11 protein-coding genes are annotated in these 12,670 nt (G+C 48.0%); 7 read left to right on the top strand and 4 right to left on the bottom strand.

The genetic code is table 11. From position 1 onward, the window contains the following. The first annotated feature begins 137 nt into the window (after positions 1-137). From ACN0YN_RS04550 to ACN0YN_RS04525, 6 genes are all read left to right on the top strand, one after another. Positions 138-503, top strand: coding sequence for a hypothetical protein (locus ACN0YN_RS04550; protein ID WP_417383804.1), 366 nt, complete (start codon positions 138-140; stop codon positions 501-503). Between the two features lie 87 nt (positions 504-590). Further along, positions 591-1,046, top strand: coding sequence for a YkgJ family cysteine cluster protein (locus tag ACN0YN_RS04545; RefSeq protein ID WP_417383803.1), 456 nt, complete (start codon positions 591-593; stop codon positions 1,044-1,046). Between the two features lie 83 nt (positions 1,047-1,129). Continuing rightward, the gene (gene hisS / locus ACN0YN_RS04540) at positions 1,130-2,452 is read left to right on the top strand and encodes a histidine--tRNA ligase (protein ID WP_417383802.1); all 1,323 of its coding nucleotides are present in this window, start codon (positions 1,130-1,132) and stop codon (positions 2,450-2,452) included. 141 nt (positions 2,453-2,593) lie between these two features. Then, positions 2,594-3,109 (top strand): HYExAFE family protein, encoded by a 516-nt coding sequence (locus ACN0YN_RS04535; protein WP_417383801.1) that lies wholly within the window; start codon positions 2,594-2,596, stop codon positions 3,107-3,109. A 196-nt stretch (positions 3,110-3,305) separates the two neighbouring features. Further along, complete coding sequence (locus ACN0YN_RS04530) at positions 3,306-3,503, top strand: hypothetical protein (protein WP_417383800.1); 198 nt, start codon at positions 3,306-3,308, stop codon at positions 3,501-3,503. A 116-nt stretch (positions 3,504-3,619) separates the two neighbouring features. Further along, on the top strand, positions 3,620-4,906 hold the full coding sequence (locus ACN0YN_RS04525; protein ID WP_417383799.1) for a beta-ketoacyl-[acyl-carrier-protein] synthase family protein: 1,287 nt from the start codon (positions 3,620-3,622) through the stop codon (positions 4,904-4,906). A gap of 43 nt (positions 4,907-4,949) precedes the next feature. Here the strand turns inward: ACN0YN_RS04525 and ACN0YN_RS04520 are convergent, their stop codons facing one another. The 4 genes from ACN0YN_RS04520 to ACN0YN_RS04505 all read right to left on the bottom strand — a co-directional run bounded on the left by ACN0YN_RS04520 (position 4,950) and on the right by ACN0YN_RS04505 (position 9,541). Continuing rightward, positions 4,950-5,582, bottom strand: coding sequence for a hypothetical protein (locus tag ACN0YN_RS04520; protein ID WP_417383798.1), 633 nt, complete (start codon positions 5,580-5,582; stop codon positions 4,950-4,952). Positions 5,583-5,646: 64 nt separating this feature from the next. After that, positions 5,647-7,308: an HD-GYP domain-containing protein gene (locus ACN0YN_RS04515; RefSeq protein ID WP_417383797.1), complete on the bottom strand. Its 1,662-nt coding sequence runs from the start codon at positions 7,306-7,308 to the stop codon at positions 5,647-5,649. Between the two features lie 543 nt (positions 7,309-7,851). Next, entirely contained in the window at positions 7,852-8,847 is a 996-nt protein-coding gene (locus ACN0YN_RS04510; RefSeq protein WP_417383796.1) for a M50 family metallopeptidase, read from the bottom strand. Between the two features lie 187 nt (positions 8,848-9,034). After that, the gene (locus tag ACN0YN_RS04505) at positions 9,035-9,541 is read right to left on the bottom strand and encodes a hypothetical protein (protein WP_417383795.1); all 507 of its coding nucleotides are present in this window, start codon (positions 9,539-9,541) and stop codon (positions 9,035-9,037) included. A gap of 400 nt (positions 9,542-9,941) precedes the next feature. Here ACN0YN_RS04505 and ACN0YN_RS04500 point away from each other — a divergent pair, with 400 nt between their 5' ends. Then, complete coding sequence (locus ACN0YN_RS04500) at positions 9,942-12,353, top strand: hypothetical protein (protein WP_417383794.1); 2,412 nt, start codon at positions 9,942-9,944, stop codon at positions 12,351-12,353. Positions 12,354-12,670 lie beyond the last annotated feature (317 nt).

Below are 12,670 nucleotides of genomic sequence, written 5' to 3'. Positions count from 1 at the left end.
TTGGAACAGACTACAGGAACCAGCTGCTACGACCCCCTGTAACTAACATCGACGTTCAGGAACTCATGATCGAAAATAATTCGACTGGTATCAATTATACGTACAGATCCTGAAGAGATCTCTGCAGAGAGACTGGAATGCAGCTAAAAACCAATCTGTGCTATGTATTTAATGATAAGTCCCTTAATAAATCAGGGTCAAGCAGAAACCCAGATTATACCACTTCTCCTGGCCGGATAATCAATAAAACCGGTACAAAAGGGGCAATATCACCGAACCGCAATCCTGAAACAGCAACTCCTGCTGAACAGGTTCCTGTAAACATGACGGAGCGACTGTTTGAATTCGTCTACATTCTATCCTCTGTTTCCGTGCAATTTAGGTTCGAATGGCTTATAAAAGACTCAGGATATAAACTGTTCCAGAATCAATGCTTCCATAATTTTTCTGGAGTTCTGAATGTTGCGTTTTTTCAGATGCAGATTACCCTATCAAAAAGCTGACAGACTCAAATTAATTCAATGTTTTTCAAAAGCGGCTCTTACAGCAGTTTCTTCTGCCACCAAACTCTTCACCAGGGGTAACCCAATATGTCAACAGTGACAGTCAAACGAACTGAACTCAAACCGGGCGAAGTTTTGTGCAGTTATTGCACGGCTCGCTGCTGTCGTTATTTTGCGCTGCCGATTGAGACTCCCGAAAGCTGGGAAGACTACGACCACATGCGCTGGTACGTCATGCATGGAAGCTGCGCCATTTTTGTTGACGACGATGTCTGGTTCCTGATGGTTTACGGCGACTGTAAATACCTGCTGGATGATTATCGCTGTGGAAATTACGAAGATCGACCTAAAATCTGTCGTTCTTACACCACGGACGAATGCGAATACGATAATGATGGCACCTACGACCGCCTGTTCGAAACTCCGGAACAGATCTGGGAATACGCCCACGCCGTACTGCCTCCCAAAAAGAAGAAAAAGAAAAAAACAAAAGATTCCGCCTCTGAAACGCCCCACCAGAAGCTTCCCATTGTCCATATTTAGCAGAATGATTGAGATCATTCGCTTTTCCTAATTATTTTCCGGCAGCAAACAGCTCAGCTGCCATCCGATTCGGTAGAACGACTGTGAAAAAAGACTTAATTGAACCACGGACTCTCAAAGGGTTCCGAGATTACCTCCCCGCGGCGATGATTCCCCGTGAACAACTGATTGAAACAGCCAAGTCAGTCTACCGCAGTTATGGTTTCAGCCCGATCGACACTCCAGCACTGGAATACACCGAAATCCTGACTGGAAAGGGGGGCACTGAATCGGATAAGCAGATGTTCCGTTTCAAACAGGGAAAACGGGATGTCGCCATGCGATTTGATCTGACCGTGCCGTTTGCCCGCTTTGCTGCCCAGAATATCGGCGAACTGGGAACTCCGTTCAAGCGTTATCACGTCGGTACAGTCTGGCGCGGAGAACAGCCTCAAAAAGGTCGCTACCGCGAGTTTGTCCAATGTGATTTTGACACAATCGGGACCACCTCCAATTCAGCCGATATCGAAACCCTCTTCATCATTCACGACCTGATGGTGAAGATCGGTTTCTCCGATTTTACGATTCGCATCAATAACCGTAAGATTCTGAATGGCCTGCTGGAAAGCCTGGGTCTCCAGTCACGTTCGGCGGATGTACTGAGGGCTCTCGACAAGCTCCCCAAGATCGGTGCCGATGCTGTCATTAAAGAAATGCAGGAGCAGGGGAACCTGACTCAACAACAGGCAGAAAAAGTGGTTTCTCTGACGACTGTTGAAGGTCCCACAGCGGAGATCCTGAATTCACTCGAGAATCAGCTGACCGGCAATGAATGTGGAGAGCAGGGGGTCGCATATCTGAGAGAAGTCTTTGATGCGGTCGACAAAGCGGGTATCGTCAGTGAACGAATCGTCCTGGATCCCTCAATTGCCCGCGGGCTCGATTATTACACCGGAACCATCTACGAAACGTTTCTGAACCAGTTACCTGGTATCGGCAGTGTCTGTTCAGGCGGGCGTTACGACAACCTCGCTGAACTGTTTACGACACAGCAACTGCCAGGCGTCGGAGCCAGTCTGGGTCTGGATCGGCTGCTGGCTGCCATGCAGGAACTGAATCTGCTGGAAGAGATTTCGACTCCGGCACCGATTCTGGTCACACAAATGGACGCCAAATACACTCCCGACTATCTCAGAATTGCCCGCGATCTCCGGATGTACGGTTTTAACGTCGAAGTCTACGCGGACACCAAAGCCATCAAAAAGCAGTTCAAATACGCCAATCGACACGGTTTCAAAATCGTAATCGTCGCTGGAGATGAGGAATTTGAAAAACAGGAATGGCAGGTCAAGGATATGCAGACCGGGACGCAGACTGCCGTTCGTAAGGAAGAACTGCTGGAACATATCAGACGGATCCTGACGTAATCGCCATTGGTGCTTCTGTTAAATTTCCTCCGAACTGCTGTTGATATTACTTTCCCAAGTATAGATACTTACAGTATCTCGCCAGCCTGCTCACAAAAGAACAGGTCGACTGATCCTCTTTGTCATGGGAAAGTAACTCAAATGGTAATTCGCAGAAACCATTATGATGCCGCGTTTGAGGCATACCTCCGCGACCAGAAAATTCCTTATGTGGCAGTGGATGAGAAACGACGTGCGCTCGCGAAAGACGCATCCATTAAGTCGCTGGACTTCATTGTCTACGCCAGCGAAGGGCCGAACCTGCTGATTGATGTCAAAGGCCGCACTGAAATCACCCCTCATCAGAAGCAGAGCCGTCGCTGGGAAAACTGGGCCACTCTGGAAGATATTCAAGGGCTTCAGCGGTGGCAGGACCTGTTTGGGAACGGTTTTGTCTCCAGCTTTGTTTTTGCGTATCAGCTCCCTGAAAACTCGATCTCCAACAGTCTGGAAAAACTGTTTGAATTCCGGGGCAGCCTGTATGCGTTCTACCTGGTCAAAATCGATGAATATCGACTTAAGATGAAACCCCGTTCAGAAAGCTGGCAAACCGTCTTCCTGCACCAGCAGGATTTTCACGAAATGCGGAAACCCGTTGACGCCGTCATCCAGGCCTGAAACAGGGCTGGTCCCTTGAAACCGGTACAGTAACAAGGTACCAGCCATTGATTGACAGCAGGATTCCCCCGGATTTTACCAGGAATGACCTTTTCTGGATGCAGTCAGCCAGGACTGTTGTTACAATCCCCTGTATCAGTCGTATTCAATCCTGACCAGAGTTGTATTTCGTATCGTTATGAAAAGAAACCAAAACATGACCAAACGCTTCTGTGAATTCTGTTCAACAACAGGCGTTTTACTGGCTTCAACGGGAGCTGTTCTTGCCCAGGAAGAAACTCGACAGAGCGGCCTGGTACAGACATCTCAGACGTCAATTATCGAATACATCCTGGTGGCAGTCCTGGTCGGGCTGGCATTATTTGCCATCTGCCGCACCAGTCATCGGTCCTGATTGCCCTCATGCGCTCCTGAAATCAGTTCCTGAGTGCGTCTCACCAACAACAGTTTCCTACTTCCTGGTGGTCCCTGTACCCCTGGAAACGCGACAATTAACCTGGACACAGGCTAATGCCACCAAAGATTTCGGTCACAGAGCAGATTTCCCGCAGGGTTGTCATCACGGGAATTGGCCTGATAACTCCCTATGCGGTCGGACGTGAACAGTCCTGGCACAAGCTGCTCACCGGTCATTCTGCCACCAGCCTGCTGCAGGAACTGTCTAACCAGTTGGGACGCCCCATTGCAGGGGGAATCATTCCCGACTCCGAACTCTCCTCTGCATCTCTCGACCGTCCTCCCTTCCAGAGTGATCCGGCCATCAATCTGACTCTGAAAGCGACCTGCGAAGCAATCGAGGATGCTGGTCTCGATCGAAGTCAACTCTCGAATGAATTTGCCGGGTGCGTAATTGGATCCAGCAAAGGAGGCATCGCCGGCTATGCCGAACTGGCTGCTGCTTCTCACAGAAAATCGGCTTCTCATGATTCGATCCCACCGGAATTCTGGTTGCAATGCCTTCCTCATGCCTGCAGTCAGGCCGTTGCCGCAGAGTTCGGACTACAGGGGGCAGCATTAACCCCTGTTTCCGCCTGTGCAACGGGCCTGTCCAGTATTATGCGAGGTGCCGACTTAATTCGAGATGGAATTTGTAATACTGTGATCGCAGGTAGTGCCGATGCTTCCCTGGTACCAGCGGTTCTGAGTTCGTTTCAACGGATGGGAGTGCTGGCCACGGACTTCCTGTCTCCCGCGCAAGCCTGTAAACCGTACGACAGTCGGAGAAATGGATTTGTCGTAGGCGAGGGGGCTGGGATCATGATCCTGGAATCGCTGGAACATGCGCTGGAAAGAAATGCGACCCCCTATGCAGAATGGCTGGGAGGAGGTCTCGGTGCCGATTCAACCCATCTGATGCAGTTCGACCCGACTGCGGAAAGTCTGGCACGATTGATTACCGATACGTTAGATCGTACCAGGGTCTCAGTTGAAGAACTGGACTACGTCAATCTGCATGGTACTGGTACCCAGATCAACGATCTCTACGAAACCCGCGCACTGCAAAATGCACTCGGTGAACCGGCTCAATCGATTCCCTGCTCCAGCCTGAAAGGGGGGATGGGACACCTGCTGGGTGCAGCAGGCAGTGTCGAACTCGGGTTCACTTTACTGGCAATGCGGGACAATATCGTTCCTCCGACAGTGAACCTGGAACATCCTGATCCACAATGCAATTTGAATTACACACCCCGTACCGCAGTTTCGAAATCCATCAACACCGTACTGAAACTCTCATTTGGTTTTGGCGGACATCTGGTCGCGGGATTACTGCGTCACTGGCAGCCCGCCTCACGCTGAAGCAGCGTGAGTACCTGAGCCCCTGTGAGACCGCATCGTCCTCTTACTGCACGAAACGGGCTGATTTCACAAAGTCCTGAAATTCAGCTTCGACATTTAAAAGCTGTTCACGGGGACCGGTCAATTTCAGATAAAAGTCACGAGGACTGCGAGGGATGGCCACTCCGATCATACGCATGCCCGAAGCCACAGGAGAATCAATGGCGGGACCGGAATCAAAGGTGCCTCTCAGATCAAGCCAGACAGCGTCTACACCATCGACACGCATCGTTTTTTCGACGGGGAGTTCCCCGGGTTTCAATTGAAACTGTCCCTTCCATCTCTGCAGATTCGCAGCGATACCACCTCCGACGGAAGAGAGAGTCAGCTTAACGTCTTTACCCGCAGCAGGAATCCTGAAACTGGCTGCAATCATTCCCTGTTGAGCAGGGGAGAGTGCGACCTGCTCCCAGCCTGAAGGTACCTGAAACCGGATACCATCGATTACAGTTTCCCCGCCAGAACTGGAAATGTCCTTTGGGGTATTGAGATTTGAATCCGTCAGGGCTGGCGCCACGGGAACCGGTGGGTCTGCCTGGTCAGCAGACTGTTCTGATCCACATCCCAGAATCAAACAGACAGACAGCAGCGTCAGATGAGTGTGAAGAATCCATTTTCGATAACGATAAGTTTTCACCGGACGGCTCCCTTTTGACAGATGATGTCTACCGCAACAATTTGCTCTGCGAAAAGGTGTCAGTTTATCCGTTTGCCCCAGTCTCAGCCAGCGCTTCGGCCTCTGCATTATATTTTTGAGAGAGTCGGGTGATCTCATCCCGAATTTCGAAATAGGCATCAACGACATCAGAATCCCATTGGAGCCCTTTGCCTTCCCGGAAAATATTCTCCAGGCGTTCCAGTGGCATTCCATTTCGATAGGGACGATCGCTGCCCATCGCATCGTAGGCATCGGCCACAGCGATGATCCGCGCCATCAATGGTATGTCAGCTCCCCGTAAACCATCAGGGTAACCTCGCCCGTCAATCTGTTCGTGGTGATTTCGTATCCCCGGAAGAATATTCTTCAGCTTTTTAATCCCCGTCAGAATTTTATAACCGATCATGGGATGCTTTTGAATCTGGGCAAATTCTTCATCAGTCAGTTTTCCTTCCTTCCGAAGAATGCCATCATCGACTCCGATTTTCCCGATATCGTGCAATAGCCCCGATAGATAAATATCCTGAAGAAACTCACCAGAATAGCCCAACTGTTTTGCCAGCTGCTGTGCAATCAATGCGACCCGTTCGCTATGACCGCGTGTATAAGGATCTTTGGCATCCAGAGTCGAGATAAAGGACTTCACAAAGCTCAACATCAGTTCTTCCTGTTGAGCATAAAGATCAATATTGCGTAAGTGTGTCCCCAGGAATGAAGCAACTGAATTCAACAGGCTCGCCTGTATCGTTCCATATTCTTCGCTTTTGAGTAAATTACAGCTGAGAATCCACCCAAAGGAATTGATGCCGTCTGAAACGGGAACCAATACCAGATTATGCAGGTCTGGAAACTCAAGCGACAGTAGAGAACTCTCTACCTGGTTGATGACCAGAGGCTGATTCCAGTGATACCCGTCAAACTGGGCCACCAGGCGTGCCAGCTTCAGCTCATCAAAGTCAGTCTGACTGTCAGACAGAAACCGTGAAGTATTATCCTGGCCTTCAAACCAGATAATATTTGTTTCTGCTTCAATTAAAGTGCTGATTCGATCAAGGCAGAGTTGCCCCAGCTGCTCCGGGGTTTCTGAGATCTTCAAATGTTGTGCAACCTCATGTAACAGACTGATCTCTTCGAATGTCTCATCCAGACACTCTGATAAGTTGTCGACCTCGTCATTTAATTGAGTCAGCTGCAGTTCTTCTTCAAGGTGTAGAACAGCCAGGCTTAATAATGCATGCAGGGATTTCACATCCAGAACACGCTGATTTTCCAGCCAGAAATCCAAATCTTCAGAGCTCCACTCCTGCTTGACTGCAGATAAAACCATTTCCGTCAGCTTCTTCTTTTCTCTGGAAAACACAAAACCAACTGCGGTATACCGCTGTTTTGCATCCCTGAGCAGAGGAATGAGAAAGTGAGTAATCCCGTTCGGGTTTTCAATAAGAGTCAGACCTTCTACAGTCTCGATTTCATTGAGAACATCCGCCGGGAAATAGGCGAGCGACAGCGCATTTGATTTGTCATGCAGAATTCTCTGCTTACTGTCAAAGCAATGCATCGACAGACCAGTCAGTTCTGAAATCCGCTTCATACGACTAATGGCAAGATCATTCTTTGCATCCTGATGCAATTCCTGATCCCACTCACCACCGCATTTACTGAAGTTGGATAACTTCTTTAATGAGTCAATTGTCCCTAAAACCATAATCCGATCTCAACTTTCTAAAGGTAAATTCCCTTAAAAAGCTAGTTCGCAAACACCATTCCGCAAATCAGAAATCGCATCTGGACTGTGATTGTAGTCTCTTTCTTCAATTCCCGGCAATTTTGACTCGAAAACGAGTCAAAAACACTCAAAATGGCTTTAAACCAGGAATAGTGAACAATCATGGGCACATTCTTGCCAAAACGTGTTCATTTGACACATCAATTGGTAAATCTCAGATGTAATCAGACCAGGAATTATCCATAACCCAATACAGAGAAGGGTATTAGCGTCCCTTTGAGGTATCAATGGATACGTAACAGGTAAGAAAGGAGGGATTTCCCGTGTTCACCAGAAATACTAAGCATTACTTAAAAGCAGGACATCTTATGGTCGGGTTTTATGGCTCTGGTGAGTTGAATTGATTATTCAGGCTGAGATTGAAAAAGAAGAGGCTACAGCAGAAATAATGCCGCAAAGAATCTGTGTTAGACCAAAGAAGTCGTAAATGTGTGCGGAAACATCACAAACGGAAGTTCTTTTTCAAGTCTCGGAGTCGCTCTTTCGATAGCGGGCACTCACCTGATTCAGTTGTTGACGTTCTTTAGGAGTCAGTGACTCTAAACCGAATTCGTGCACCTTATGCAGAAGCAAATCGAGCTGCTTTTCAGCATCCCGGTTCTTTTCACGTTCTCGCATTTTTTTCTGTAAGCGGCGTTTTTCGCGCCACTTCTGAAAGAAACCAGCCTGCTTTTCTACCAGCTGACTGCTGGAACGCTCCAGACTGGTATAGCCCTGAGAAAAATCATACCCAAAGATTGAATCGTCGTACGAATCTTCTCGTTGCGTTGAGGTAAATTCGATCAAATTCAACATCAGTAACAGAGCGCTGAAAAAGACGACCCATACACTGTGGGTACTCAATCCAACAACCATGCCAATGCCACCAATCCAGAAACTGACACTCAACAGGATCCGATGTACGACGGTTTCATCAAATCGACGGGAGAGAACGATCTGAAGTACCTTACCACCATCCAGGGGAAGTACAGGAATCAGGTTTACCAGCAGTAACAGCCAGTTCAGGTTGAAAATCAGCAGTAAAACAGCCTGTCCCAGCTGATTACTCAAATCCACGGCTGGCAGTTTGATCGGATTGAGTGAATCCGAAAGATGCCCGGACCAGATGACTGCAGGGACAGTGATCGCACAGAGCAGCAGATTGACAGCCGGCCCCCCTAATACGGTCAACAGTCGCGCAGAGAATGTCCTTTCCGGGCTGCAGGGAACCAGCCCCCCCAGAGGCCAGAGAACGATCTGATCTGCCTCACCTCCTGTTAGACGGCAGGCGACAACATGCCCCATCTCATGCAGAAATACACTGATAAACAGGATCCCAAACAGGGTCACTCCCAGTCCCAGTGAATAATGAGACCAGAAAACCAGCAGCAAAACAGGTAGAAAGATACTGACGCGAACCTGGGTCAGAAACCAGGTTCCGATTGAAAATGACCAGTGCAATGGGTTGGAACGACTCATCTTTACACAAACCTGAAGAAGATCACCAATGAAATACTAAAGTCAGGTGGCAGGACTGCTCAATTCAGAAATCGACAGCAACGCTTCGTTAGAAGAGGAAGTAGCTTTTACTTAATGTTATACACCCAATATCCCCTTGGCAATTCCACTCTTTTCTACCTCGCTCAATCTTAGTCGAATCCAGCAGCTAAAACATCCCCAAAAGTTGTTTTGCACCAATCTCTCGGGCAACCTGAGTCTGCAACTCCCATTCCGGATCGCCTGCCTGATGTACCTGGTTTGTGGAAACTGCCAGAACGCCAACCACCTGATCCCCCTCAAAAACCGGTATCGCATAAGACTGTTTTGCAGCAAATTTCTGCAACCACTCCGAAGACCCCTGTAAACCGGATTCGTTTGCCTGCAGAGTTCCGATCGCTGGTTTCTGATCAATGACTGCCTTGACGATTCCTAAACCAGTATTCTGTAAGGAAACTTCCTGTGTTAACGCAGCAAACTCGCTTTTTACCTGTGCATCCATTTGTGAATCTGCGCAAAAACCAAGCTGTTTCAGGTGACTGGCTTCACAACGCCAAAGCCCGATCGCACGTCCTCCCAGAACTTCCATTAAATGATCCAGTACATCACAAATTGATCGTTGCTGGTGTAAAACGGACTCAAACTGTTCCACAATCTCGGTAACCTGTTGCTGCATATCTGAATTATATCCTGAACTGATGAAGACTGCCTGAAGAAGAAACTGATCTCAGGAGAAACAGCTAAGTGTCTTTTATTGAACTACAGAGAATTTCCCTTTGCCCAGATTCACCCGATACTATCTACAGATAAACCTTGAACGAGAGGATATCTACGGTATAGAATGGACTTAGCTCGCTGTAATTTAAACAGTATGTTATGTTTTCACTTCTGCGTTACTATCATACAGCCACCGTATCATAAATCCAATCTGTCTCTATCTAACAACATGAGACTCCCAAACCACTGACCATTTAATCATATCGGACGACAAAAATATGGATCTGCCAACTTGCCCATCATGCGGAGCATCAGTTTTAGATGAAGACGCAGCAGAATGCCCTTTCTGTGGCGCATCTATGACGGCAAAGTCATCCGCTAAAAAACCGGCTGCCAGCAGTAAACAACCGGTAAAATCAGCTGCTGCCACTCCAGCTACTCCGGGAAGCCGTAACAGGCGTGAAACGGTTTCTGATGATGATCCGTTTGAACTGGAACGCAAACAACAGACTTCCAAAGTCATCCCTCTGTTGCGCAAGCCCGTCAAAGGCAAGATGAACCGTTATGTCTGTCCCATGTGTGATACACCGGGATTCGCCTCTTCCAAAGTAGTTGGCAAAGAAGTGAGATGCGCTAACTCGGAATGCCTGGCGCCAGTCTTCACGATTCCAGATTCAGAGTCTGCGGAACGGAAAACAACGGAAGAGAAGAAGCCTGTCTCAGATCAGAAATCAAAGCTGCCATTGATCCTGGCTATCGTGATCCCAGCGCTTGCCATTGGGGGAGCTTATTTCTACTTCACCACAACAGGTCAGGATGGTTCAGAACTGGCAAAACCGTTTGATAACCCCATCATCAAAAACCAGTCACAAAATTCGATGCTCCCCCGGAATGACACTCCGACAGTCAATCCACTGGCGAATAATACACAACAACCCCAGACAACTACGCAGCAAGAGAAAAAACCGGTTGATCCTGAAGCCGTTCAGAAAGCATCTCTGAATTCCATGGTAGAGTTGTCCCGCTCTCGAGAAAACCGCAGCAAGCCTTTCAGTCGTCGTTTAGCGGCAGAAGCTTATGCGATTTATGGTGATCTGGCAGGTTCACGTGAGCAGATAGGCCGAATCGATACCGTCGATCCAGTTCTCCCTTTCTACAAAATATTCCCCCTGATCGAGATTGGCTGGCTTCAGTTAAAAGAGAAGGATTCAGCCGGTTTGAAGAAAACTTTAGACGAAACGGTAGAACTGTCTAAAAAGATCCCCGAATATGGAGGACGTGATACGCTTGACCTCGTCTCTCGTCTGGCTGCATTCTGGGTCGCAGCCGGCAACGAAGATGCGGCAGAAGATCTGATCAGCAAGCATCAGGCTGAAAATAGCCTGGCGCAATTGTCCGCTTATCTGCAGATCGCGCATGAAACAAATTACTACGATTTTGAAGCTTTGATTGATTTGCATCGGCGCTGGAATGCACCACAGTCCGTAGCAACAACCTTAATCCTGGTTTCTCACGGTTATCCTGAGGCAGCCCTGAACTGGGCGGCCCTGGCAACAGATGCAATCGACCGCACAGAAGCAGTCACACAATGGTCACTGGCAGTACTGGAACAGGCCGTCAATCAAGACAAGAAACCGGGGATCGAGCTGATCCAGCCTGCAGAAATGAAACTGTCTGCGACCGGAAATGCTCTGATGTATGCCCGTTGTGCTCATGAACTGAATGTATTGAAGAAACCAGAACTGGCGAAAGCATTTCTGGCCAAATCAAAATCATTCCTGGATCAGGTTCCGGTTCCGACACCGATGAAACTGGGAAGCCTCAAAGAAATTTATACGATGAAATTACCGGCTTCTGAGCCTCTCGAACTGACTTCACAGGCTTACCTGCAAATTGCCTTAGCCGAAGCGGAACTGGGTGAACAGGCTGAAGCGAACCGTTTCCTGAAAAATGCGGTTCAGGCAATTCAGGCTACGGCCCCCAGCCTTGCCGCAGTACAGTCTAAGCAGAACGAATCTTCGAATTTCAATTTCAAAGATCAAATCAAAGATACCTTAAACCTTGATTCCAACGATCGCATCAATCGTGCGATCAGAGATTACCGCAAACAGCTCACCGCACTGAAAGCTGCAGCTGAAAACAGGACGAATCTCCTGGTGAGTTTATTGTCTCAGGCTGCAAAAGGAGAGTTGTCTGCCAGCGTCTGGAATCTGGCCCAGCAAAGCCAGCAGGCAACAGATGAAAACCTGAAAGATACGCTGTTGGATTCCGGTCTGCCAGCCACAATTTTGGACTGGAATCAGAAAAATTCCGATTTGACAGCTCAGATCAAAAAGGCTCTGAATGACAATATCCCTCCCCTGAAAAAAGAAGATCTGCTGGTTCAACAGACTTTATCACTGATCAGAAATGGCAAACCGGAACAGGCCGCACATGTGATCAATCAAGACGAGGATTTAAAGAAAGCCTGGAAAGGGCAGCTGTCACTGAAACTGCTTTCTGTGTTGATTAATCAATCAAAATTTGATCAGGCGATTCAATTTGTCACAGCAATCAAAGATCAGGTCTTGAGGGAAGATATGTTGAACACGATCGGTGCAATCGCTGCCATTCAGAACAAAGTGCCTGAAGTTTCTGCAATTCTGGAGAGTAACGTCTACACTCCCACAGAAAGAATTTCCGGCTATCTGGGTCTGATCACCGGTCTACAAATCGCAAAAGCCAGTCCAGAAAAACCTGTTCCGACTAAGCAACCGGCTGACAAACTGTAATGTAAGACTCATATCGATTGTCCCACAACAACAATGTCAGTTCCTCTTTTTTTTCAAATGTTGTTGAACATCATTAAGTATTTCCCTGATTTTCCGCCGAATCAGATTCTGGACCTGACAGCCGAAACCAGACATCGTATACACAATAACACATATCCTGCTACGCTAAATTCGCCTGATATTCCTGACTCATAACTCAACGATTTCGGACTTTAGCTATTTCTTCATCCGTAGTTCCCTATTCATTACTTTTGGTATAAACTACCATTTGCGAACGGATCACCTGGATTAAAAGCTGACCGCTTCTGACGAACCTG

Origin of the sequence: Gimesia sp. (genome assembly GCF_048260065.1) — a bacterium.
Lineage (GTDB): Bacteria > Planctomycetota > Planctomycetia > Planctomycetales > Planctomycetaceae > Gimesia.
Note: the sequence above shows the minus strand (reverse complement) of the source record. Positions and strands in the feature narration are given on the sequence as shown.